Origin of the sequence: Streptomyces sp. NPDC002795 (genome assembly GCF_042888725.1) — a bacterium.
GTDB lineage: Bacteria > Actinomycetota > Actinomycetes > Streptomycetales > Streptomycetaceae > Streptomyces.
The window spans coordinates 61,042-84,957 of the sequence record NZ_JBIAQB010000002.1 but is presented as its reverse complement, the minus strand read 5'-3'; the positions used below and the strand labels follow the sequence as shown (position 1 = coordinate 84,957).

22 protein-coding genes and 1 riboswitch are annotated in these 23,916 nt (G+C 69.5%); of the genes, 12 read left to right on the top strand and 10 right to left on the bottom strand.

Annotated features, from left to right (window positions below; all coding sequences use genetic code 11):
- Positions 1-33: 33 nt before the first annotated feature.
- Positions 34-735 (bottom strand): M50 family metallopeptidase, encoded by a 702-nt coding sequence (locus ACFYWS_RS04900; RefSeq protein ID WP_389269623.1) that lies wholly within the window; start codon positions 733-735, stop codon positions 34-36.
- Between the two features lie 60 nt (positions 736-795).
- Here ACFYWS_RS04900 and ACFYWS_RS04895 point away from each other — a divergent pair, with 60 nt between their 5' ends.
- The 10 genes from ACFYWS_RS04895 to ACFYWS_RS04850 all read left to right on the top strand — a co-directional run bounded on the left by ACFYWS_RS04895 (position 796) and on the right by ACFYWS_RS04850 (position 10,991).
- Positions 796-1,611 (top strand): SOS response-associated peptidase, encoded by an 816-nt coding sequence (locus ACFYWS_RS04895; RefSeq protein WP_389269621.1) that lies wholly within the window; start codon positions 796-798, stop codon positions 1,609-1,611.
- A 99-nt stretch (positions 1,612-1,710) separates the two neighbouring features.
- On the top strand, positions 1,711-2,346 hold the full coding sequence (locus tag ACFYWS_RS04890; RefSeq protein ID WP_389269619.1) for an alpha/beta family hydrolase: 636 nt from the start codon (positions 1,711-1,713) through the stop codon (positions 2,344-2,346).
- Positions 2,347-2,590: 244 nt separating this feature from the next.
- Positions 2,591-3,274 (top strand): RNA polymerase sigma factor SigR, encoded by a 684-nt coding sequence (gene sigR, locus ACFYWS_RS04885; protein WP_389271699.1) that lies wholly within the window; start codon positions 2,591-2,593, stop codon positions 3,272-3,274.
- Entirely contained in the window at positions 3,271-3,567 is a 297-nt protein-coding gene (gene rsrA / locus ACFYWS_RS04880) for a mycothiol system anti-sigma-R factor (protein WP_327661665.1), read from the top strand. The genes sigR and rsrA overlap by 4 nt, the downstream gene beginning before the upstream one ends.
- A 153-nt stretch (positions 3,568-3,720) precedes the next feature.
- Positions 3,721-5,052, top strand: coding sequence for an HD-GYP domain-containing protein (locus ACFYWS_RS04875; RefSeq protein ID WP_389269616.1), 1,332 nt, complete (start codon positions 3,721-3,723; stop codon positions 5,050-5,052).
- 56 nt (positions 5,053-5,108) lie between these two features.
- The gene (locus ACFYWS_RS04870; protein WP_389269614.1) at positions 5,109-6,347 is read left to right on the top strand and encodes an HD-GYP domain-containing protein; all 1,239 of its coding nucleotides are present in this window, start codon (positions 5,109-5,111) and stop codon (positions 6,345-6,347) included.
- 114 nt (positions 6,348-6,461) lie between these two features.
- The gene (locus ACFYWS_RS04865) at positions 6,462-7,442 is read left to right on the top strand and encodes a tetratricopeptide repeat protein (protein ID WP_389269612.1); all 981 of its coding nucleotides are present in this window, start codon (positions 6,462-6,464) and stop codon (positions 7,440-7,442) included.
- 73 nt (positions 7,443-7,515) lie between these two features.
- Positions 7,516-8,169 (top strand): peptide deformylase, encoded by a 654-nt coding sequence (gene def / locus ACFYWS_RS04860; protein ID WP_389269610.1) that lies wholly within the window; start codon positions 7,516-7,518, stop codon positions 8,167-8,169.
- Positions 8,170-8,511: 342 nt separating this feature from the next.
- Positions 8,512-9,609, top strand: a complete 1,098-nt coding sequence (locus tag ACFYWS_RS04855) for a multidrug MFS transporter (RefSeq protein ID WP_389271696.1) — start codon at positions 8,512-8,514, stop codon at positions 9,607-9,609.
- Positions 9,606-10,991, top strand: a complete 1,386-nt coding sequence (locus tag ACFYWS_RS04850; protein ID WP_389269608.1) for a cytochrome P450 — start codon at positions 9,606-9,608, stop codon at positions 10,989-10,991. Before ACFYWS_RS04855 ends, ACFYWS_RS04850 begins: the two co-directional genes overlap by 4 nt.
- Before the next feature lie 18 nt (positions 10,992-11,009).
- Here the strand turns inward: ACFYWS_RS04850 and ACFYWS_RS04845 are convergent, their stop codons facing one another.
- Complete coding sequence (locus ACFYWS_RS04845; RefSeq protein WP_389269606.1) at positions 11,010-11,972, bottom strand: GlxA family transcriptional regulator; 963 nt, start codon at positions 11,970-11,972, stop codon at positions 11,010-11,012.
- 94 nt (positions 11,973-12,066) lie between these two features.
- Here ACFYWS_RS04845 and ACFYWS_RS04840 point away from each other — a divergent pair, with 94 nt between their 5' ends.
- Entirely contained in the window at positions 12,067-12,234 is a 168-nt protein-coding gene (locus ACFYWS_RS04840; RefSeq protein WP_389269604.1) for a hypothetical protein, read from the top strand.
- 5 nt (positions 12,235-12,239) lie between these two features.
- Here ACFYWS_RS04840 and ACFYWS_RS04835 read toward each other — a convergent pair whose 3' ends face one another.
- From ACFYWS_RS04835 to ACFYWS_RS04800, 8 genes are all read right to left on the bottom strand, one after another.
- Complete coding sequence (locus ACFYWS_RS04835) at positions 12,240-13,256, bottom strand: ribonucleotide-diphosphate reductase subunit beta (protein ID WP_389269602.1); 1,017 nt, start codon at positions 13,254-13,256, stop codon at positions 12,240-12,242.
- Positions 13,256-15,613 (bottom strand): ribonucleoside-diphosphate reductase subunit alpha, encoded by a 2,358-nt coding sequence (locus tag ACFYWS_RS04830; RefSeq protein WP_389269600.1) that lies wholly within the window; start codon positions 15,611-15,613, stop codon positions 13,256-13,258. Before ACFYWS_RS04830 ends, ACFYWS_RS04835 begins: the two co-directional genes overlap by 1 nt.
- Before the next feature lie 321 nt (positions 15,614-15,934).
- A riboswitch (cobalamin riboswitch) is annotated at positions 15,935-16,013 on the bottom strand.
- A 104-nt stretch (positions 16,014-16,117) separates the two neighbouring features.
- Positions 16,118-16,618 carry a GNAT family N-acetyltransferase gene (locus tag ACFYWS_RS04825; protein ID WP_389269598.1) on the bottom strand — a complete coding sequence of 167 codons (501 nt, stop codon included), beginning with the start codon at positions 16,616-16,618 and terminating at the stop codon, positions 16,118-16,120.
- A gap of 104 nt (positions 16,619-16,722) precedes the next feature.
- Positions 16,723-18,348 (bottom strand): monocarboxylate uptake permease MctP, encoded by a 1,626-nt coding sequence (gene mctP, locus ACFYWS_RS04820; protein ID WP_389269596.1) that lies wholly within the window; start codon positions 18,346-18,348, stop codon positions 16,723-16,725.
- A complete protein-coding gene (locus tag ACFYWS_RS04815) occupies positions 18,345-18,608 on the bottom strand; it encodes a DUF3311 domain-containing protein (RefSeq protein WP_389269594.1) in 264 nt (87 codons plus the stop codon). The genes mctP and ACFYWS_RS04815 overlap by 4 nt, the downstream gene beginning before the upstream one ends.
- A 126-nt stretch (positions 18,609-18,734) precedes the next feature.
- On the bottom strand, positions 18,735-18,938 hold the full coding sequence (locus tag ACFYWS_RS04810) for a YbdD/YjiX family protein (RefSeq protein WP_389269592.1): 204 nt from the start codon (positions 18,936-18,938) through the stop codon (positions 18,735-18,737).
- On the bottom strand, positions 18,907-21,048 hold the full coding sequence (locus ACFYWS_RS04805; protein ID WP_389271694.1) for a carbon starvation CstA family protein: 2,142 nt from the start codon (positions 21,046-21,048) through the stop codon (positions 18,907-18,909). Before ACFYWS_RS04805 ends, ACFYWS_RS04810 begins: the two co-directional genes overlap by 32 nt.
- A 349-nt stretch (positions 21,049-21,397) precedes the next feature.
- The gene (locus tag ACFYWS_RS04800; protein ID WP_389269590.1) at positions 21,398-22,162 is read right to left on the bottom strand and encodes a GntR family transcriptional regulator; all 765 of its coding nucleotides are present in this window, start codon (positions 22,160-22,162) and stop codon (positions 21,398-21,400) included.
- Between the two features lie 342 nt (positions 22,163-22,504).
- On the opposite strand from ACFYWS_RS04800, the gene ACFYWS_RS04795 reads away from it, so the two are divergent.
- A complete protein-coding gene (locus tag ACFYWS_RS04795; RefSeq protein WP_389269588.1) occupies positions 22,505-23,809 on the top strand; it encodes a sugar ABC transporter substrate-binding protein in 1,305 nt (434 codons plus the stop codon).
- Positions 23,810-23,916: the final 107 nt, after the last annotated feature.

Below are 23,916 nucleotides of genomic sequence, written 5' to 3'. Positions count from 1 at the left end.
CCAACTCTAGTCGGCCCCCGGGAAGGCACCTGCTCACAGCCCCAGCAGCCAGCGGCCACCGCCGAGCAGTGCGCACAGTGAGACGGCGTGGAAGAAGAACAGCCACATTCCCGCGGGGACGTGCGTGAGGCGCGAGAGCTGGTCGGCGTCGGAGTCGCCGGCGCCTCCCCTGCGGCGCTTGCGCTGCAGCTCGAAGGCGGGGCGTACGCCACCGAGGAGCAGGAACCAGACGACGGTGTACGCGAAGGCGGCCTGGACCTGCGGCCCCGCGAGCCAGGACACGAGGACGAAGGCGCCGCCCGTGACCACCACGGTCAGCGCCCCGTACGCGTTCCGGATCATCACGAGCAGCGCCACGAGCAGCGCCGTGGCCAGCCACAGCAGCAGCGTGATGTGCCCCTCGGAGAGCAGCGCCGCGCCGCCGAGACCGAGCAGCGGCGGGGCCGTGTACCCGGCGGCCGCGGTCAGGACCATGCCGATCCCGGTCGGCTTGCCCCGGCTGACGGTCAGGCCGCTGGTGTCGGAGTGCAGCCGGATGCCGTCGAGCCTGCGGCCCATGAGGAGCGCGATCAGGCCGTGGCCGCCCTCGTGGGCGATCGTGATGGCGTTCCGGGTCAGCCGCCAGACGGTGTGCGGGACGATCGCGGCGAGCGCGACGACGGCGGTGGCGATCGTCACCCACTGGTCGGGGTCGGACTGGGTTCCGAAGATCCGGTCCCAGAGGCTGGAGTCCATGGGTGGAGGCTGCTCCCGTTCGGGTTCGGTGGCGGGTCGGCATCTGGCACTGTGGCACGTATGTGCGGACGTTATGCATCGAGTCGCAGGCCCGAGGATCTCGCAGGAATCTTTGAGATCGAGAAGTGGGAGCCGGAGGAGGCCTATGAGGCCGACTTCAATGTGGCTCCTACTAAGGAGGTCTACGCGGTTCTCGACCGCCCCGTGAAAGACGCTGAGGACCAGCGTCCGGTTCGCCAGCTCCGCAAGCTCAAGTGGGGGCTCGTGCCGTCGTGGTCCAGGACGCCGGAGGGCGGCGCCCGCATGATCAACGCGCGGGCCGAGACCGTGCACGAGAAGCCCTCGTTCCGCCGGGCCTTCACCACGCGACGCTGCGTCCTGCCCGCCGACGGCTATTACGAGTGGGTGACCGAGGCCACCGAGCGCGACCTGGAGGTCGAGGGCAAGAAGAAGCGGCCGCGCAAGCAGCCGTACTTCGTGACGCCCGCGGACGGCTCGGTCTTCGCGATGGCCGGCCTCTACGAGTTCTGGCACGACCGCACGCTCCCGGACGAGCACCCGCTGGCCTGGTGGGTGACGTGCTCCGTGATCACCACGGAGGCGGAGACCGCCCCGCTCGGCGTCGCGCCCAAGGACGGGCCGCACACGCTCGCCGACATCCACCCCCGGATGCCGCTGGTGCTGACGCCGGACCGGTGGGACGACTGGCTGGACCCGGCCCGTACGGACGTGGAGGACCTCCGCTCGCTCCTCGCCCCTCCTCCGGAGGGGCTGATGCGCGCGTATCCCGTGTCCACGGCGGTGAGCAATGTGCGCAACAACGGACCGGAGCTTTTGAAGGAGCTGGAGGGGCCGGAGGAGGGGACGCTCTTCTGACCGTGTGCGGTGGGCCGGGGTTGACGTCGCGGGGCTCTGCCCCGGACCCCGCGGGCTCTCGTCCCAGAGCGGGCTTGATGTCCGATGCACTATGGCCGGGTGACACGTACCGAGATCGTTCCCACGGAAACCGGCGACGCCCGCATCACCTGGTACCCCGCCAAGAGGCCGAAGCTGGTGCTGGCCGCGAGCCACGGCGCAGGAGGTGGCATCGAGGCCCGGGACCTTCAGGCCCTCGCCGCGACCCTGCCCGCCCACGGAGTGAGCGTCGCCCTCGTCGAGCAGCCCTGGCGCGTCGCGGGGAAGAAGCTCGCGCCCGCCCCGAAGACGCTCGACAAGGGGTGGCGGGGCATCTGGCCCGCCCTGGAGAAGCCCGGACTCCCGGTGATCGCCGCGGGCCGCAGCGCCGGCGCCCGCGTCGCCTGCCGCACCGCCGGGGAACTCGGCGCCGCCGCCGTCCTCGCGCTCAGCTTCCCGCTGCACCCGCCGGGCAAGCCGGAGAAGTCCCGCGCCGACGAACTCCTCGGCGCGGGCGTGCCCACCCTCGTCGTACAGGGCGGCAACGACCCCTTCGGCAGGCCCGCCGAGTTCCCGGAGGGCGGCGCGTACGAGCTCACCGAAGTCCCCTACGGGGACCATGGCTTCGCCGTACCGAAGCGCGCGGACATCACCCAGGACGAGGCCCTCGCCGTCATCACCGACGCGGTCACGAAGTGGACCGGGTCACTCGTCTAGCGGCCGGGAATGTTGAGGGCGGGACCACTGTTGTCCGGACTGTCGGTGACATCAGTTCGTACGAGAGGAAGTCCGCCGCATGGGTTCAGTCGCTTGCCCCAGCCGTGCCACCGCTCCTGACCTGGAGTGGAGCGTGCTGAGCGCGGCCAAGACCGCTTCCGTTCGGGCGGCGGGCGGACCGGATCGTCGTCTATCCTCCGATTCGAGCGGGGTCTCGTTCGTCCCCGCGACGTCGCTTGAGGAGGTGGGTCCGGTCACAGGGACCGACGCAGGGGCCGAGCACGGCCAGGCGGAGGCGCGCCCGGAGACTCCCGGGAACGAGGAGAGCACCGCCGAGCGCAACGCGCGCTTCGAGCGGGACGCGCTGGAATTCCTCGACCAGATGTATTCGGCGGCCCTGCGCATGACGCGCAACCCGGCGGACGCCGAGGACCTGGTGCAGGAGACGTACGCGAAGGCGTACGCCTCGTTCCACCAGTTCCGTGAGGGCACGAACCTCAAGGCGTGGCTGTACCGGATCCTGACGAACACTTTCATCAACTCGTACCGCAAGAAGCAGCGCGAGCCCCAGCGCAGTGCCGCCGAGGAGATCGAGGACTGGCAGCTGGCGCGCGCCGAGTCGCACATGTCGACCGGTCTGCGCTCCGCCGAGTCGCAGGCGCTCGACCACCTGCCCGACTCGGACGTGAAGCGGGCCCTCCAGGCGATCCCCGAGGAATTCCGCATCGCGGTCTATCTCGCCGACGTAGAGGGCTTTGCGTACAAGGAGATCGCGGACATCATGGGAACACCTATCGGTACGGTGATGTCCCGGCTGCACCGTGGCCGTCGCCAGTTGCGCGGCATGCTCGAGGACTACGCCCGTGACCGCGGGCTCGTCCCGGCCGGTGCCGGCCAGGCGAACGAAGCGAAAGGCTCAGGCTCATGAGCTGCGGAGAGCCGCACGAAACGGACTGCAGTGAAGTCCTGGACCATCTCTACGAGTTCCTCGACCACGAGATGCCGGACAGTGACTGCACCAAGTTCGAGGTGCACTTCGAGGAGTGCTCCCCGTGCCTGGAGAAGTACGGCCTGGAGCAGGCCGTGAAGAAGCTGGTGAAGCGGTGCTGCGGTCAGGACGACGTGCCCACCGATCTGCGGGCCAAGGTCATGGGGCGGATCGAAGTGATCCGCTCGGGCCAGGTCACGCCCGAAGAGGGCATGGGCAACCCGCTCGCCTGAAGTGCCTGATGAATGAGGGCCTTTCCGGGCCCCGTTCACCCGATCGTGCGAATCCGGGGCCCGAGGCCCCGGCAATCCCCGCGATGCGGCGCGAGCACCTTCCCGCCCGTCCTATCCTCCCTGAACTGGACGCCTTGGGGAGGGAGTTGGGGCATGCGGTCGGTTCCGCCTGTGGCCCGTGCGTATGTGCTCCTGACCGCCGGTGCCGCCGCTGTCTGCGCCGCCCCCGCGTTCTCCGCCGCCACATCCTGGCCCGGCGTCGCGCTGCTCGCGTTCCTCTACGCGGGATGTGAGCAGCTCGGCCGCTGCCGGCTCGTCGGACGGCGCGCGCCCAAGGGGATGGGCACCTTCTTTCCCGTACTGCTCGCAGGGGCGTTCCTGCTGCCGCCGGCCGCCGCCGCGCTCGTCGCCCTGCCAGGCGCCCTGCTCACCTCTGTCGAGCGGCGGCCCGCGTGGCTGCGCAAGACGTGGCGCGCGGCCCAACTCGCCCTCGCCTCCTGGGCCGCGGCGCGCGTCTTCGGCGCGCTCGGCGGGCCCGACGCGGTCGCCGACCCCCAGTTCCCTTACGCGCTCGTACCCGGTGGGGCCGCGGTCCTCGCGTTCTGCGGCGCGCTCACCGTGCTCGACGGGGGCGTGCTCGCCTGCGCGGAGCGGGTGCCGCTGCGCAGCGCCTGGCGCGGCCTCTTCCTGCGGATGCTCGCGCCGGTCGCCGCGCACGGGCTCGCCGGGCTCGTGATGGCGACGATGTGGACGAGTTCGTACGGTCCGCTCGCCGCGCTGCTCGTGCTCCTGCCGATGTACATCTCCTGCTGGATGTTCGCCCAGTACCAGCGGGAGTGGTCGGCCCACCAGGCCACGATCCGGGCGCTCGTCCAGGCCGTCGACATCAAGGACGGGTACACGCGCGGGCACAGCGAGCGGGTCGGACAGGCGTCGATGATGATCGCCCGCGAGCTCGGGATGGCGGGGGAGCGGGTGGAGGCGCTGCGGTTCGCCGGGATCCTGCACGACGTGGGGAAACTCGGCGTGCCCACACGCCTGTTGCGCAAGGACGGGCCACTGACACCCGAGGAGCGCGAGGTCATTCAGCTGCATCCCGAGTACGGGCACGAGATGGTGCGGGGGATCGCGTTCCTGGGCGAGGCACGGGCCGCGATCCTGCATCACCACGAGCGGCTCGACGGGAGCGGGTACCCGTACGGGCTCGCGGGGGCGCAGATCCCGGAGTTCGCGCGCGTGGTGGCGGTGGCGGACGCGTTCGACGCGATGACCTCCACGCGGACGTATTCGCGGGCGCGGCCCGTCACGGTGGCGCTGGCGGAGCTGGAGCGGTGTGCCGGGTCGCAGTTCGATCCGCTGATGGTGGGGGCGCTGGTGCGGGTGCTTGAGCGCGACGGGTGGCATCCCGTGGTCACGGCGGACGAGACGGTGGTGCCCGCGCCACGTCCGGAAAGCGTCGCCGTCCCTCCGGCGGCGTCCCTGTGACGCGGGCCGAGCCGGAGCACCGCACCGAAAGGGACGGCTCGCCCCGGGCGGGACGCGTGCCCGGACTGCTCGTCGTGGTGTTCGGGATCGCCGTGGTGCTCGCCGCCACGGCCCTGGGGGACACCGTGTGGCACGGCGTCGTCGAGCGGGGGAACGCGCTGGCGTTCGGGGTGCTCGTCGCCGTGGGGGAGCTGGCGCGGTGGGGCGGCGCCGAGGACCGGGAGGCCGCGCCGCTCGGGGCCGCGGGGGCGCTCGCGTACGCGTTGCTCGGGGAGGTCGCGGGGCGGCCCACGCACCACGGCGCGTTGCAGGTCGTCGCGATCGTCGTCGCCGGAACGCTCGTCGGCTGCATACCGCATGTGGCGCGCGGCAAGGGCGCCTCGCTCGACCACGTGACGCGGCGCGTGCTCACCGTCGGGTTCGCCGCCGTCTGCTTCCAACCGCTCTACAACGAAGGCGTGTTGGCCAAGTGGTTCGGCGACGGGGCGTCCTACGCACTGCTGATCGTCGGGCTGCTGGTGCTGACCGCGCTGTGCGATGCCGTGCTCGCCGCCGTCATGGCGCACGCCAGGACGGCGTGGCCGTTCGGCCCGCTGCTGCGCGACGAGCTGCGGGCGATGCTCGGGATCGGCTCCGCCGTGTGTGCGACGGGGGCCGTCATGGCGCTCGCCGTCGCCGTCGCCGGGCTGTGGGCGCTGCCCCTGATCAGCCTGCCGCTGCTGCTCACCCAGTTGGCGTTCCGCCGGTACGCCGTGGTCAAGGCGACGTACCGGCAGACCATCACCTCACTGGCCCGCGCCACCGAGATCGCCGGCTACACGCCGCACGGGCACGCCCGCCGGGTGGCCGCGCTCAGCCGGGCCGTCGGCCGCGACCTGGGGCTCTCGCAGCCGGACCTGTCGGTCCTGGAGTACGCGGCGCTGATGCACGACATCGGGCAGCTCTCGCTCGTCGACCCGGTGGCCGAGGGCGCCACCGCCGCGCTGCCGCCCGCCCAGCAGCGGCGGATAGCCCTGCTCGGCGGCGCCGTCGTCCGCCAGACCGGGGTGGACACCCAGGTGGCCGTGGTGGTCGAGCGGCAGGCCGACCCGTACCGCGAGCAGCCGCTCACCGCCCGGATTGTGCGGACAGCGAACGCGTACGACGAGATGGCGAGGGAACAGGGACCACAGGGGCCGCTCAGGGCCCTGGAAAGCCTGCGTCTGGCCACGGGCCGGGAGTACCAGCCGGAGGTCGTGGAAGCGCTGGCCAGAGTGGTGTCCCAGCCCGGTCTGAGCCTAGGGTCGGTTGGGTAACCCATGGGTAATGAGCGGTCGTCCGACCGTACGTGGTTGGATGCGAAGCAAGGCAGAAAACGCACAGAACGCGGCGTCCTGGGGCACAGCCCCGAGTATCGGCAGGCGGGAATCGTGAGGATCTTCGGCAAGGGACGGCACCGGCCCTCCGCCTCCTGGCGGCAGGCCACGGATCGCGCGTTCACGCTGATCGGCGACGGCCGGTACGAGGACGCGGGAGCGCTGCTCACGCGCGCCGCCGACCTGGAGCCCTGGCTGTCGGAGTCCTGGTTCAACCTCGCGCTGCTGCACAAGTTCCGGCACGACTGGGAGCAGGCCCGCAGCACGGGCCTGCGGGCCGTCGCCCTGCTCGAGAAGGAGGGCGGGGCACCGGACTGGTGGAACGTGGGCATCGCCGCCACCGCCCTGCAGGACTGGCCGCTCGCGCGCAGGGCCTGGCAGGCGTACGGGCTGAAGGTGCCGGGCGGCGCCGCCGCTGCCGGGGAGCCGACCGGGATGGACCTCGGGAGCGCCGCCGTGCGGCTCTCGCCGGAGGGCGAGGCGGAGGTCGTGTGGGGGCGCAGGCTCGACCCCGCGCGCATCGAGCTGCTCTCCATCCCGCTGCCGTCGTCCGGGCGGCGCTGGGGCGAGGTCGTGCTGCACGACGGCGTCCCGCACGGCGAGCGGACCACGGCGTCCGGGCACTCGTACCCGGTGTTCGACGAGATCGAGCTGTGGGCGCCCTCGCCGGTCCCCACCTGGGTGGTGCTCCTTGAGGCCGCCACCGAGGACGACCGGGACGCGCTGGAGCGGCTTGCCGCCGACGCGGGCTTCGCCGCCGAGGACTGGTCGTCCTCCGTACGGCTGCTGTGCCGGACGTGCTCGGAGTCGCGGATGCCGTCCGACGAGGGGGACGGCACGCATCTCGATCCGCACGACCACAGCGAGCCGGGGCACCCCGGGCCCCTCGGGCACCGGACCGACGGGCAGCTGTGGGTGCCGGAGCGGGAGTGCGGGGTGGCCGCGCCGGCCTCCCTGGTGCGCGGAATGCTCGACGGGTGGGTCGCGGATTCGCCGGACTCCCGTGACTGGCGGGATCTCGAAGAGGTGTGCTGAGCCGCGCCGCCGGGCCCCCGTACCCTGTTAACCAGCATTCTCACCCCGTTTCCCAGGAAGGCCCGCCTCCGTCATGGCTCAGCAGGACACCGATCAGCAGCACACCGATGGGGTCCTCCCCGTGGACGAAGAGGGCTTCGTCATCGACACCGAGGACTGCGAGGCACGGGAGGCGGCGTACCGGGAGCGCGGCACGTCGCGGCCGATCACCGTCGTCGGGAACCCGGTGCTGCACAAGGAGTGCAAGGACGTCACCGAGTTCGACGACGAGCTCGCGAAGCTCGTCGACGACATGTTCGCGAGCCAGCACACCGCCGAGGGCGTGGGCCTCGCCGCCAACCAGGTCGGTGTGGACCTGAAGGTCTTCGTGTACGACTGCCCGGACGACGACGGCGCGCGGCACACCGGCGTCGTGTGCAACCCGGTCCTGCGCGAGCTGCCCACCGAGCAGCGGCGCCTCGACGACTCCAACGAGGGCTGCCTGTCCGTGCCGACGGCGTACGCCGAACTCGCCCGCCCCGACTACGCGGTGGTCGACGGCCGGGACGAGAAGGGCAACCCGATCACGGTGCGTGGCACCGGCTACTTCGCGCGCTGCCTTCAGCACGAGACGGACCACCTGTACGGGTACCTGTACATCGACCGGCTGTCGAAGCGGGAGCGCAAGGGCGCGTTGAAGCAGATGGAGGAGGGGACGCCGCGTTACCCGGTGGTCCCCAACAGCTGAGCAACTGGCGCTCCCTGTAGGGGAGTCGTAGGCGTCACGCGGCGCCCGGTACGGAAGTGACCTCCGGCCGGGCGCCGTTCGCATGTGCGGGCAGAGGTGTGGAGCCCGGCCGCGTACCGCCCGAATCCGGTCACCGCACGTGAAGAATCGGGAAGTGTGGGGTAGTGAGGGGAGCAAATCCGTTCCCAGCGCGGTCAGTTATGGTGCTCAATAGAAAGCGCGGGGTTACACGACGGCGCGCGACCGGCACCGCGGGAGGGGCGCGCGCTGCAGGCCACAGAGAGGGGTTACTACGTGCCTGCTTTCTCACAAACGTCGGTTCCGACGGCTGTGGCGCTTCCGGTGATCGAGGGTGGGTTTCCTCGCAGACTGCACCCGTATTGGCCAGAGCTCCAGGGAAGGACCAGGTCCTGGCTCCTGGAAATGGGGCTCATGCCACCGGACAAGGTGGCCAAGTATGCCGACGATCTGTGCTATTCGGACCTCGTCGCGGGCTACTACATCGGCGCCCCGGACGAACTGCTCGCGACGATCAGCGACTACAGCGCGTGGTTCTTCGCCTGGGACGACCGGCACGACCGCGACGTGATCCACGGCCGAGCGGACGGCTGGCGGCGGCTCGTCGCCCAGCTGCACGCGGCGACCGAGGCGCCCGAGCTCCATCTGAACCACAGGGATCCGCTGGTCGCGGGGTTCGCCGACTGCTTCCAGCGGTTCTACGGCTCGATGAGCCACACCTGGAACGTGCGGTTCGCCCGCCATTTCCACCCGGTGATCGACGCGTACGACCAGGAGTTCAGGAACCGGACGACGGGGACCGTTCCCGGCGTCGACGCGTACATAGAGTTGCGCCGGCAGACCTTCGCGCACTGGATCTGGATAGATCTGCTGGAGGCGACGGCGCAGTACGAACTCCCGGCGTGGGTGCGCAAAACACCGGCGTTCGTGCGCGCGGCACTTGCCTTCCAGGATTTCTCCGCCTGGTACAACGACCTGTGTTCGCTCCCCAAGGAACTCGCGGGAAACGAATTCCACAACCTCGGGATAAGCCTCATCGAGCACGAGGGGCTTTCCGTTCCCGAAGCCACGGCGGAAGTTCGGCGCCGGGTCCTCGGATGTGTCGACGATTTCCTGGAGGCGGAAATCGAGGTCGGTAACATCGCGGACGGCGTCGAGACGCTCGGAGAAAAAGGAAAAGACCTCTCCGTGGCCATGAGGTCATGCCTGGAGAACATGCGGAACTGGTTCAGTTCCGTCTACTGGTTCCACCACGAGTCGGGCCGCTATCAGGTCGATGACTGGGAGGACCGCAGCAATCCGCCGTACGTCAGCGACGAGCCCGTCGGCGCTGCCCCCGTGCCCGGCGCGGGCCGCGTCCCGAGGCAGGCTCCCCACCGGATCCCTGACCGGGTCCCCGAACAGGCAGGTGAGTGCGCATGACCGTGGAATCCACGCTGCCGCCCCCGGCGCCCGGCCAGGCGGGAGCGTCGCTGCCGCCGCTCGCGCCCGGCGGTGCGCCGCTGCTCGGCCACGCCCCGCAGATGCTCCGCGACCCGCTGGCCTTCCTGACCCGGCTGCGGGACGGCGGCGACGTCGTCCGGCTGCGGCTCGGCCCCAAGACGGTCTTCGCGGTCTGCGACCCCGTACTGGTCGAGAAGCTCCTCAAGAGCCCGGACTTCCTCATCGGCGGCGCGATGTGGGACACCCTTGAGGTGCTTCTCGGCGAGGGCGTGGCGAGCAGCAACGGGCAGAAGCACCGGCGCCAGCGCCGCGCCATCCAGCCCGCGTTCCGGGCCGAGCGGATGGCCGACTACGCCTCGTTGATGGCGGAGGAGGCACAGGCCGCGGCCGACCGCTGGCAGGACGGGCAGACCGTCGACATCAACGCCGAGATGTTCCGCCTGGCGGCCCGGATCACGGCCCGCGCCATGCTGCACATCGACGCGGAGGACGACCGCTCGGACCGCCTCGGCGAGACGATGGGCACGGTCTTCGCCGGTATGTACCGGCGGATGATCCTCTCCTTCGGACCGCTGTACCGGCTGCCCCTGCCCGCCAATCGGCGTTTCGAGCGCGCGATGGCCGAATTGCACCGCATGGTCGACGAGATCATCGTCGAGCGAAGGGCTCAGGCGGCCGAGGGAATCGACACCGGAGACCTTCTCGCGGCATTGCTCGACGCGCACGACGATGACGGGGAAGCGGTCACCGACCAAGAGATCCACGATCAGGTTCTCGCCCTCCTGTTGGCCGGCGGCGAGAATGTCTCCAAGACGCTGGCATGGACGCTCGGGCTCCTCGCCGAACACCCCGACCATGAAAGCCGGTTGTACCAAGAGGTTGAATCGGCTACCGGTGGCGCCAGGCAGGTGGCTTTCGGTGACATCGGGAAACTCGCATATATGCGGAACCTCCTCACCGAGTCGATGCGCATTCGCCCCAGCGTGTGGATATTCACGCGCATTTCGGCGGTCGATACGACGCTCGGTGGGTATCGCATTCCGGCCGGGACGGACATCGTCTACAGCCCGTACGCGATGCAGCACGACCCGCGCTCGTTCGACGACGTGAACGTCTTCGACCCCGACCGCTGGCTGCCGGAGCGCGTCACGGACGTGGCGAACGTGGCGCACCAGCCGTTCGGCACCGGCAACCGCAAGTGCCCGGGTGATCACTTCAGCATGGTCGAACTCGCGCTGATACTCGGCACGTTGGTGTCCCGGTGGCGGTTCGAGCAGGTCCCCGAGACCGACGCGAGGGCCAAGCTGGGGATCACCATCGGCCCCAAGAACGGGAACCTGCGGGTGAAGGCCCGCGACTGACAGGCCGGCGACCGGGACCTAGGAGGCGAGCTTCACCCGGAACGTCCTTCTGAAGGCGTTGGGCGTCGTGCCCAGCGCCTTCATGAACTGATGGCGCATGGCCGCCGCGTTGCCGAACCCGGCGCGGAACGCGATCGCGTCGACCGTCTCGTCCGTGCCCTCCAGCAACTCCTGGGCGAACAGGACGCGTTGGCGCAGCAGCCAGCGGTACGGGGTCGTGCCGGTCTCCTGCTGGAAGCGCCGCGCGAACGTACGCGGCGACATGTGCGCCCGCGCCGCCAGCTCCTCCACGGTCACCGGCTCTCCCAGATGCCGCTCCATCCACGCCAGCACCCCGCCCACGGTGTCGCAGCGCGTCGCCGGCAGCGGGCGCTCCACGTACTGGGCCTGGCCGCCGTCGCGGTGCGGCGGGACGACCATGCGGCGGGCTATCGCGTTGGCGACCTCGGAGCCGTGCTCGGTCCGGACGATGTGGAGGCAGGCGTCGATGCCCGCGGCCGTCCCTGCGGAGGTGATGACCGGGCCCTCGTCGACGTACAGCACATCGGGGTCGACGCGGGTGCGCGGGTAGGCGACGGCGAGCTCGCGCGCGTACCGCCAGTGGACCGCGCACCGGCGGCCGTCGAGCAGCCCGGCCTCGCCGAGGACGAACACCCCGGCGCAGAGGCTGAGTACGCGCGCGCCCCGGTCGACTGCCTGCCGCAGCGCGTCGAGCAGTTCCGGCGGGTACTGGCCGAACCGCCGCCCCGCCGAGGGGATCGTGATGAGGTCGGCCTCCGCGAGCCGTTCGAGGCCGTGCGGGGTGGAGACCGTCATGCCCGGCACGTGCGTGGTGAGCGAGGGTCCCTCGGTGGAGACGGCCGCGAAGTCGTACACGGGCAGCCCGGCGTCGCTGCGGTCGAGGCCGAACACCTCGCAGACGACGCCGAGTTCAAAGGGGTGCACGCCGTCCAGCAGCACGGCGGCCACGTTTTTCAGCATGCCTGACAGTGTGCCGCATACGTGGCAGTAATTCGAGGGTTGCTGACAGTCCTGCCACTGCCGTGCGGCCACGGACGGGCGGACAGTAGAGGACATGAACACAGCGATGAACTACTTCGCAGTCCTCTTCGTCTTCCTCCTCCTGGCCGCCCCGTCCCTGTACGGGATGGCACGCGACCGGCGGATCGACCGGCAGATCCAGCAGGCGCGGCGGGACGCCGAACTCCGGTCCCGCCGCGCCGAGTTCACCAAGGTCGCCTAGGGGACCTAGAACTCCTCGTCGAACCCGACCGAGCCCTCGACCGCGACCTGGTACGCCGAAGGCCGCCGCTCGAAGAAGTTGGTCAGCTCCTGGACACCCTGGAGCTCCATGAAGGAGAACGGGTTCTCCGAGCCGTAGACGGGCGCCAGGCCGAGCCGCTGGAGGCGCTGGTCGGCGACGCACTCCAGGTACTGGCGCATCGACTCGGTGTTCATGCCCGGCAGACCCTCACCGCACAGGTCGCGCCCGAACTGCAGCTCCGCGTCGACCGCCTCCCGCATCATGGCCGTGACCTGCTGCTGGAGCTCGTCGTCGAAGAGTTCCGGCTCCTCCTTGCGGACCGTGTCGACGACGTCGAAGGCGAAGGCCATGTGCATGCTTTCGTCCCGGAAGACCCAGTTGGTCCCCGTGGCCAGCCCGTGCAGCAGACCCCGCGACCGGAACCAGTACACGTACGCGAACGCACCGTAGAAGAACAGGCCCTCGATGCACGCCGCGAAGCAGATCAGGTTGAGGAGGAAGCGGCGGCGGTCCGCCTGGGACTCCAGGCGGTCCATCTTCTCGACGGAGTCCATCCACTTGAAGCAGAATGCCGCCTTCTCGCGGATGGACGGGATGTTCTCCACCGCCGCGAAGGCCGCCGTCCGGTCCTCCGGGTCAGGGAGGTAGGTGTCGAGCAGCGTCAAGTAGAACTGGACGTGCACGGCCTCCTCGAACAGCTGGCGGCTCAAGTACAGCCGCGCCTCGGGAGAGTTGATGTGCTTGTAGAGCGTGAGGACCAGGTTGTTCGCGACGATCGAGTCGCCCGTCGCGAAGAACGCGACAAGTCGGCCGATCATGTGCTGCTCGCCGGGCGACAGCTTCGCGAGGTCGGCGACGTCCGAGTGGAGGTCGACCTCCTCCACCGTCCACGTGTTCTTGATGGCGTCGCGGTAGCGCTCGTAGAAGTCCGGGTAGCGCATGGGGCGCAGGGTCAGTTCGAAGCCCGGGTCGAGCAGGTTCTTCTCTGTAGGAACGTTCATTACTGGCAGGCCTCGCAGGACTCGGGGTTTTCCAGGGAGCAGGCGACCGCGTCGGGGTCCGGGGTCGCCGGGGTCGCGGTCTGCGTGGGGACGGTGCTGTTGCCCGCCGCCCGCGCGATGCGCGTCGCCGGGCGTGAGCGCAGGTAGTACGTCGTCTTCAGGCCCGACTTCCAGGCGTACGCGTACATCGAGGAGAGCTTGCCGATGGTGGGCGTCTCCAGGAAGAGGTTCAGGGACTGGGCCTGGTCGAGGAACGGGGTGCGCGCCGCCGCCATGTCGATCAGGCCGCGCTGCGGGATCTCCCACGCCGTGCGGTAGAGGGCGCGGACCTCTTCGGGGATCCAAGTGAAGCCCTGCACCGAGCCGTTGGACTCCCGCAGCGCCTCGCGCGACTGCGCGTCCCACACGCCGAGCTTCTTCAGCTCGTCGATCAGGTATCCGTTGATCTGGAGGAACTCGCCCGACAGCGTCTCGCGCTTGAAGAGGTTGGAGACCTGGGGCTCGATGCACTCGTAGACGCCGGCGATCGAGGCGATGGTGGCGGTGGGCGCGATGGCGAGGAGGAGGGAGTTGCGCATGCCGACCGACGCGATACGTTCGCGCAGCGCCGCCCAGCGTTCCGGCCACGTCAGCTGTACGTCGTAGTGGTCGGGGTGCAGGACGCCGCGCGCCGTACGGGTCTTCTCCCAGGCGGGGAGGGGGCCGTTGCGTTCGGCCAGGTCGGCAGACGCCTCGTAGGCCGCGAGCATGACGCGTTCCGCGATGCGGGTGGAGAGGGCGCGGGCCTCCGCCGAGTCGAAGGGGAGCTTCAGCTTGAAGAAGACGTCCTGGAGGCCCATCGCGCCCAGGCCCACGGGGCGCCAGCGGGCGTTGGAGCGGCCCGCCTGGTCGGTCGGGTAGAAGTTGATGTCCACGACGCGGTCGAGGAAGGTGACGGCCGTGCGGACCGTTTCGTCGAGGCGTTCCCAGTCGATGTCGCCCTCGACGACGAAGGCGCCGAGGTTCACCGAACCCAGGTTGCAGACGGCCGTCTCCCCGTCGTCCGTCACCTCCAGGATCTCCGTGCAGAGGTTGGAGGAGTGGACCGTGTGGCCCGGCTCGGCCGTCTGGTTGGCCGTGCGGTTGGCGGCGTCCTTGAAGGTCAGCCAGCCGTTGCCGGTCTGCGCGAGGGTGCGCATCATGCGGCCGTACAGGTCCCGGGCGGGGATGGTCTTCTGGGCGAGACCGCGGGCCTCGGCGTCGCGGTACGCGGCGTCGAACTCGTCGCCCCAGAGGTCGACGAGGTCGGGCACGTCGGCCGGGGAGAACAGCGACCAGGGCTGGTCCGCGTTGACCCGGCGCATGAACTCGTCGGGGATCCAGTGCGCGAGGTTCAGGTTGTGGGTGCGGCGCGCGTCCTCGCCGGTGTTGTCGCGCAGCTCCAGGAACTCCTCGATGTCGGAGTGCCAGGTCTCCAGGTAGACCGCGGCCGCGCCCTTGCGGCGGCCGCCCTGGTTCACGGCGGCGACCGAGGCGTCGAGGGTCTTGAGGAACGGGACGATGCCGTTGGAGTGCCCGTTCGTGCCGCGGATCAGCGAGCCGCGGCTGCGGATGCGGGAGTACGAGAGGCCGATGCCGCCCGCGTGCTTCGAGAGGCGGGCGACCTGGTGGTACCGGTCGTAGATCGAGTCGAGCTCGTCGAGCGGGGAGTCGAGCAGGTAGCAGCTCGACATCTGGGGGTGGCGGGTGCCGGAGTTGAAGAGGGTGGGGGAGGAGGGGAGGTAGTCGAGGCGGCTCATCAGGCCGTAGAGCGCGGCGACTTCGTCCAGGGCGCGGACGGTGTCGTCCTCGGCGAGGCCACAGGCCACGCGCAGCATGAAGTGCTGCGGGGTCTCGATGACGTGCCGGGTGATGGGGTGGCGCAGCAGGTAGCGGCTGTGCAGGGTGCGCAGGCCGAAGTAGCCGAAGCGGTCGTCGCCCGCGACGTCGATCAGTGCGTCGAGGCGCGCGGCGTGCACCCGTACGAACTCGGCCGTGCGGTCCGCGATCAGGCCCTCGCGGTGGCCGACGGCGACCGACTCGGTGAAGGACGTGACGCCCTGCGAGGCGGCCTCCGCGGCGATGGAGCGGGTGAGCAGGCGGGCGGCGAGCCGGGAGTAGGCGGGGTCCTCGGAGATCAGCCCGGCGGCGGCCTCGGTGGCGAGATCGCGCAGCTCCGCCTCATCGGCCCGTGCCGAACGGCCGCGCAGCGCGGCGGCCGCGATCCGGCCGGGGTCGGCGTCGGGAAGGTCGGCGGTGAGGTCCGTCAGGCTGCGCAGCAGCGCGGCACCGGGGGCACCGACCTCGGCTGAAGCAGGATCGGCGGGCGCGATGGTCACGTGGAGGCTCTCCCTCGCTCGGGCGGGGCCTGCCGTCACACTCGCGTTGTCGCCCAAAGGGCGGCTCCGGGGCGTCTGGTGCGTGCGATCGCAAGGCGCGGGCCGGGCCTCGTAGCGGAGCTACTAGGCCCGGCCCGCAACGCGGCGAGCGTGCGTGCCAGACGTCGCGGGGCAGACGCGAGTGTGACGGCAGGCCCCGAGGCCTGCGGGGAGGAGGTGGCAGCGCGGGCGCGCGATGGCGGGCCCTCGTCCACCGGCCCTTTCCGCGAGGCCCGGACGTCGTCGACGCCCGGGCCGGTCGGCTCGGGCGTGCCGTCGACAGGTCATCGGACTCACGCGGGCGTTTATGTGCGCCTACGTACACCGTTGCGGGACAGTTCCGGATTCGCACCGGATTCCCCTGTGGTGACAGCGAGAGCGAGCATACATGTTGTGTCGGGTCTTCGCTTCAGCACCATATGTTGTGTGTCGGTGGCGGTCCGGGCGCCGATGCGCGCCGATGCCTCAGTCCGCCGCCAGCTTCAACTCGTACGCCCGCAGCGTCACTTCCGGGATCGGGGACCAGTCGCGGTCCGGGATCCGCCTGAAGCCGAGGCGTTCGTAGAGGCGGTGCGAGGCGGTCGCGAGCGGCTGTGTGCAGAGCACCACGGCCGTCTTCCCGGCGGCGCGGGCCCGGTCGATCACGGCCCGCACGAGCGCCTCGCCGACGCCCTTCCCGCGCGCCTCGACGGCGACGGCCAGCATCCGGAACTCGGCCTCCGAGGGGCGGGCCAGGTCCGCGTACGGGTGGTCGTGCGAGGGGACGTAGGTGACGCCGCCGAGGACCCGGCCTTGGGGGTCGTCGGCGACGAGGACCTCGGCCTGCCGCGCGCGTTTCTCGACGTCGCGCAGTTCGGCGGCGTACCAGTCGTCCTCGCCGAACGCGAGGAGGCCGCTGCCCAGGTAGGCGCGGGCACTCAACTCGCCGAGCGCGGCGTACTCTTCGGGGCGCACTGTTCTGATCACGTCGCCATGGTTACGCGACGCCCGGCCGCGGCCGCAACGTGTTTCGGAAAATGTGTCGGGCCCCTCCGCCGTGGAGGGGCCGACACATGTCACGTACGCGAGGGTCAGTGACCGGTGCCCGCGCCGACCGTCGGAAGGTCGACCTGGACGCCCTTGTCGCCGGCGTCGGCCGTGTAGTCCGCGGGGGTCGTCTCGTCGACGCCGTCCGGGGCCTTGAGCGCCTTCAGGACGAAGGTCGCGACGACGGTGACGACGACGTTGAGGACGAACGCGGTGAAGCCGATGTAGCCGATCTCACCGATGCCGGGGATCTCAGCCGACGAGCCGCCGAAGTGCTTCTGCGTCGGCGACGCGACACCCCACGCGGCGAGCGTGCCGTACACCATGCCGACCGCCCAGCCGGCGAGCAGCGCCCACCGGTGGAACCAGCGGGTGAACAGGCCGCCGACGAGCGCCGGGAAGGTCTGAAGGATCCAGATGCCGCCGAGCAGCTGGAAGTTGATGGCGACGGTCTTGTCCATGGTCAGGACGAAGGCCAGCGCGCCCACCTTCACGAGCAGCGACACCAGCTTGGAGACCTTGGTCTCCTGCGCGGGCGTCGCGTCCGGCTTGATGAAGTCCTTGTAGATGTTGCGCGTGAACAGGTTCGCGGCGGCGATGGACATGATGGCCGCGGGGACCAGCGCGCCGATGCCGATGGCGGCGAACGCGACGCCCGTGAACCAGTCGGGGAACATGTCCTCGAACAGCTGCGGGATCGCCAACTGCCCGTTCTGCACCTTGATCCCGGCCGCGATCGCCATGAACCCGAGCAGCGCGAGGAAGCCGAGCATCAGGGAGTACAGCGGCAGGATCGTGGTGTTGCGGCGGATCACGTTGCGGCTCTTGGACGACAGGGTCGCCGTGATCGAGTGCGGGTACATGAACAGCGCGAGGGCGGAGCCGATGGCGAGCGTCGCGTACGTCCAGGTGCCCGAGGAGCCCGGCGCGAGCCCGGCGACCGGTTTGCCCGCCGTCTCGTTCGCGGCGTCGAACTTGTCGCTCGCCGCGGCGAAGATGTGCTCGAAGCCGCCGAGCTTGATCGGGATGTAGATGATGGCGACCGCGATCACGAGGTAGATCAGGCCGTCCTTGACGAACGCGATCAGCGCGGGCGCCCGCAGGCCCGAGGAGTACGTGTACGCGGCCAGCACGCCGAAGGCGAGCAGCAGCGGCAGGTCCTTGATGAACCAGTTGGTGTTCTCGCCGCCGCCGACGCCCATCACGTCGAGAACGGCCTGGATGCCGACCAGTTGGAGCGCGATGTACGGCATCGTGGCGAGGATGCCGGTGACGGCGACCGCGAGCGAGAGGCCCTTGGAGCCGAAGCGGCCGCGTACGAAGTCCGAGGTCGTCACGTACCCGTGCTTGTGCGAGACCGACCACAGGCGCGGCAGGAACGTGAAGATCAGCGGGTACACCAGGATCGTGTACGGCACCGCGAAGAAGCCGGAGGCGCCGGCCGCGTAGATCGCCGCGGGGACGGCGACGAAGGTGTACGCGGTGTAGAGGTCGCCGCCGAGCAGGAACCAGGTGACCCAGGTGCCGAACGAGCGGCCGCCCAGGCCCCATTCGTCGAGCGAGTCGTTCTCGGCCTTGCGCCAGCGCGCGGCGAGGAAGCCCATGACCGTGACGGCCACGAAGAAGATGATGAAGACGGTGAGCGCGACACCGTTGACGCCGCCGTTCACGCGCCCGTCCCTTCGGAAGTGACCTTGCGGGCACGCTGATCGCGCTGCCACAGCTTGTACGCGATCATCGTGAGCGCGGTCGAGACGAGCACCCAGAGCATCTGGTACCAGTAGAAGAACGGGACGCCGATGAAGGTCGGTTCGACCCTCGCGTAGGAGCTGACCCAGAGCATCGCGACGAACGGTGCGACCAGACAGAGTGCAATGATCACGCGGACCGGCGTGACCACCGGTTGTTTCACTTCAGGCGCATCGGACATTCGACGTTCCGTTCCCCTCGCTGATCAGAGATCCCACTTATCTCATGTTTAACGCCCGGGAAATCTAAGCGAGAGTCTTGATCTATGGAACCCCCGTCCGGATAACGGACGGGCCGCCGGGCCCGCTCAGCAGCAGCGGAACCCCTGTCGGGGATCCGATTCCTGGCGGTCCGTCCGCATGCGCTCGAAGTCGCGCCGGGACGGCACGGACGCACCCGGGTGGGTCTGCCCGAGGTGCGTCACGTACCGCTCGTACGCGCTCTCGTCCGTCAACTCCCGGACGAACCACCGCACATACCTAGCCACCCGTAGAACTGCCGACGCCGGCATCGCGCGCCTCCGCCTTCTCCTCCTGCGTGGGGACGAGCCCGGCCGGTGCCACCAGCGTGGACTCGACGTACGGCGCCTCGCTCAGCTTCGACGACTGCGGATTCCGTACGTGCTTCACGCATACCCGCAGCGCGTCGAGGACCACCACGACGATGAGGAGGGCGAGCGCGGCCGAAAGGACGCCGTCCACCGTGGAGTTGGTGACCACGGTGTGCATGTCGTCCATGGTCTTCGCGGGCGGCAGGATCTTCCCGTCGTCGATGGCGTCCTGGTAGTTCGAGCGCTGCTGGAAGAAGCCGACGCGCGGATCGGAGGAGAACACCTTCTGCCAGCTGGCGGTCAGCGTCACGACGGTGTCCCAGATCAGCGGGACCCCGGTGATCCAGGCCCACTTGAGCCGCCCCGACTTCACCAGCAGCGTCGTACAGACGGCGAGGGCGACCGCGGCGAGCAGCTGGTTGGAGATGCCGAAGATCGGGAAGAGCTGGTTGATCCCGCCGAGCGGTTCGTGCACGCCGATCCACAGGAAGTAACCCCACAGGCCGACGACGACGGCGCTGGTGAGCAGGAGCCCCGGCTTCCAGCTGATGTTCTTGAACGGCTTGTAGACGTTGCCGAGCATGTCCTGGAGCATGAAGCGGCCCACGCGCGTGCCCGCGTCGAGCGCGGTCAGGATGAACAGCGCCTCGAACATGATCGCGAAGTGGTACCAGAAGGAGCGCAGCCCGCCCCCGGTGACCTGCGAGAAGATCTCCGAGACGCCGACGGCGAGCGTCGGCGCACCGCCCGTACGGGACAGCAGGCTCGACTCCTCGACGTTCTTCGCGGCCTGCGCGAGCTCCGCGGGCGAGATCGAGTACCCGAAGCCGGCGACGGCCTGCGACGCGGACTGCACGCTGTCGCCGATGACTCCGGCGGGCGCGTTCATCGCGAAGTACAGGCCCGGATCGATGATCGAGGCGGCGACCAGCGCCATCACGGCCACCGACGACTCCATCAGCATGGAGCCGTAGCCGATCATCCGGACCTGCGTCTCCTTCTGGATCATCTTCGGCGTCGTACCGGAGGAGATCAGCGCGTGGAAGCCGGAGAGCGCGCCGCACGCGATGGTGATGAAGACGAAGGGGAACAGCGAGCCCGCGAAGACCGGGCCGTCGCCGCGCGAGGCGAAGTCGGTGACCGGGTCCATCTTCAGCGTCGGCAGCGCGACCACGACGCCGATGGCGAGCAGCGCGATGGTGCCGAGCTTCATGAACGTCGACAGATAGTCGCGCGGGGCGAGCAGCATCCACACCGGCAGGACCGAGGCGACGAACCCGTAGATCACCATCCAGATCACGAGCGTCGACGGCGCGAGCGTGAAGGTGTCCGACCACGAGGACTCGGCGACCCAGCGGCCCGCGATGAGCGCGATCAGCAGCAGCGCGACGCCGATCAGCGACACCTCGGTGACCCGCCCGGGGCGCAGTACCCGCAGATAGAAGCCCATGAGCAGCGCGATCGGGATGGTCATCGCGATGGAGAAGGTGCCCCAAGGCGACTCGGCCAGCGCGTTCACCACGACCAGGGCGAGCACCCCGAGGAGGATGATCATGATGGCGAAGGCGGCGACCAGGGCGGCGGCCCCGCCGAACGGGCCGATCTCCTCGCGCGCCATCTGCCCGAGCGAACGCCCGTCGCGCCGCGTCGAGAAGAACAGCACGACCATGTCCTGGACGGCGCCCGCGAAGATCACGCCGACGATGATCCAGATGGTGCCCGGCAGATACCCCATCTGCGCCGCGAGCACGGGGCCCACCAGTGGACCGGCCCCCGCGATGGCCGCGAAGTGGTGCCCGAGGAGCACGCGCCGGTCGGTGGGGTGGAAGTCGATGCCGTTGTTGAGCCGCTCGGCGGGCGTGGCCCGTTTCGCGTCGACCTTCAGCACCTTGTTGGCGATGAACTTCGCGTAGAAGCGGTAGGCGATGGCGTACGTCCCGAGGGCGGCGGCCACCATCCACGCGGCGGAGATCTCCTCGCCGCGGGAGAGCGCGAGTACGGACCAGCCGGCCGCGCCCACCAGGGCGACGGCGGTCCACAGAATGATGGTTCTAGGAGAAGCGGTACGCACCGGTGTGTCCTCCACGTCCATGCGATGACGGGAGGACCGTAAGCCAGGGAATGTGAGCTGCGCTACACCGCGTGCGGGAAAGCGTCTACTCCGTTACCGGGCGCGGGAGTTGGGGCTGCACCGACGGCTAGTCGGCCGGCCGCTTCAGTCGTGCCACGCTGTGTTCTCCCGGGGGTAACCCCCGGACCCCCAGCCGAACCGCTAATCCGCCGGCCGCTTCAGTCGTGCCACGCTGTGTTCTCCCGGGGGTAACCCCCGGACCCCCAGCCGAACCGCTAATCCGCCGGCCGCTTCAGTCGTGCCACGCTGTGTTCTCCCGGGGGTAACCCCCGGACCCCCAGCCGAACCGCTAATCCGCCGGCCGCTTCAGCCGTGCCACGAACTTGTAGCGGTCGCCGCGGTAGACCGAGCGTACCCACTCCACCGGTTGCCCCGAGCCGTCGATCGAGTGGCGGGAGAGCATCAGCATCGGCAGGCCCACGTCCGTGCCGAGCAGGCCCGCCTCGCGCGGCGTGGCCAGCGAGGTCTCGATGGTCTCCTCGGCCTCGGCGAGGCGCACGTCGTAGACCTCGGCGAGCGCGGTGTAGAGGGAGGTGTACTTGGCGAGGCTGCGGCGTAGCGCCGGGAAGCGCTTCGCCGACAGGTGCGTGGTCTCGATCGCCATCGGCTCCCCGCTCGCGAGGCGCAGCCGCTCGATGCGCAGGACACGGCCGCCGGCGGAGATGTCGAGGAGGTGCGCGAGCGTGTCGTCGGCGGTGACGTAGCCGATGTCGAGCAGCTGCGACGTCGGCTCCAGGCCCTGGGCCCTCATGTCCTCGGTGTACGAGGTGAGTTGGAGCGCCTGGGAGACCTTGGGCTTGGCGACGAAGGTGCCCTTGCCCTGGATCCGTTCGAGCCTGCCCTCGACGACGAGCTCCTGGAGGGCCTGGCGGACGGTGGTGCGGGAGGTGTCGAACTCGGAGGCGAGGGTGCGCTCGGGCGGGACGGGGGTGCCGGGCGGCAGTGTCTCCGTCATGTCGAGCAGATGCTTCTTGAGGCGGTAGTACTTGGGCACGCGTGCGGTGCGGACGGGCGCCCCGCCCTCGTTCTCCGCACTGCTGACGTCGGTGCTCATGCTCCGCCTTCCCGCGCTCCGGTGCCCACGCGACTCCGTGACCCCTCCTTATACCGCCCGGTGGCCGTCTGGTCTAGTCCACCCGCCGGGGGTGCCGAGACGCGGTCAACGCCCTTGCCCCGCTTGGCGGATGCGGCCCGGGTGTCGTTCCGGTAACGGACGCGGAGACCCCTCTCGACCACCCTTGACAGCCCTATTGGTCTGGGCCAAGCTCCCCGTACTGGTCTACACCATTAAAGATCAGGTCCCAGTCCCATCAGCCGGATCCGCGTACACAGACGTGTGCTCGCCGTATGTCATCGCTGTGGGTGGGGGGTTGCAGGCATCCCTGAGGAGGGTGACATGAAGCGCAAGCTCATAGCGGCCGTTGGCGTCGCGGCGATGATGTCCGCGGTCGCGGCGTGTGGGGGCGACGGGGGCAGCAATGCCGGCAAGGACCCGAAGGACCGCACGGGGGCCGTCACGGTCTGGCTGATGGTCGACGCGCAGAGCACCTGGCCCGAGCTGGTCAAGGACGTCAACGCGCAGTTCAAGAAGAAGTACCCGAAGGTCAAGGTCAACGTCTCGTACCAGCAGTGGGCTGACAAGGCCAAGAAGCTCGACACCGCCCTGGGCGGCGACAAGTTCCCGGACGTCGTCGAGCTCGGCAACACCGAGACCATGCAGTACATCCTCAACGGGGCGCTCGCCGAGATCGACCCGAAGAAGTACGACAACAGCGACTCCTGGATCAAGGGCCTCGCGGACACCTGTTCCTTCGAGGGCAAGATGTACTGCGTCCCGTACTACTCCAGCGCGCGCGTCGCCATCTACAACAAGGACCTGCTGAAGTCGGCCACCGGCTCCGACAAGCTGCCCACCGACGAGGCCGCGTTCCTCAAGGCGATGGACAAGGAGACGGCGAAGCAGGGCGCGAAGGACAAGCGCTTCTCCTCGTTGTACCTGCCGGGACGCTACTGGTACGCCGCCATGTCCTACGTCGAGGCGTACGGCGGCAGCATCGCCTCGTACGACGACGCCACCAAGAAGTGGAAGGGCACCCTCTCCGACGCCAAGTCGAGGCAAGGCATCCAGCACTTCATCGACCTGGTGAAGAAGTACAACAAGGGCGACATCACCAAGGACGAGCAGGACCACGCCAACGTGATGGCCAACGAGAAGGCCGGCGTCCTGTACGGCAACGGCTGGGAGGCCGGCTCCGTCGTCGACGGCAAGGCCAACGGCAACCCGAAGCTGAAGGACAAGATCGCCGTCGCCTCCATGCCGGGCCCGAACGGCAAGACCCTGCCGTCCTTCGTCGGCGGCTCCGACCTCGCCGTCACGCAGAAGTCGAAGAACGCGGACCTCGCCGAGGACTGGATCTCCATGTTCACGAGCGGGAAGTCCCAGGAGGTCCTCACCTCCAAGAACGTGCTGCCGAGCAACACCAAGCAGCTGCAGCCGCTGAAGGAGAAGGCGGAGACCGAGGCCGCGGCGAACGCGGTGGAGAGCGCCTGGTTCACGCCGATCGCCCCGGGCTGGACGGCGATCGAGAAGGAGGAGGTCCTGAAGAACATGCTTCTCGACATCCTCAAGGGCAAGTCCGTCGCCGAGGCCACCAAGGCGGCCGACGCCAAGATCGACGAGCTGATCAACAAGGAGTCCTGAGCCGCCTTCGGGGCTCCGGAGCGAGGAGCGGCGGGGGCGGGGCCGGCATCGACCGGCCCCGCCGTTCCCCCTCTGTCTCCTCTTCTCCCTTTCGCTGAGAACGAGAA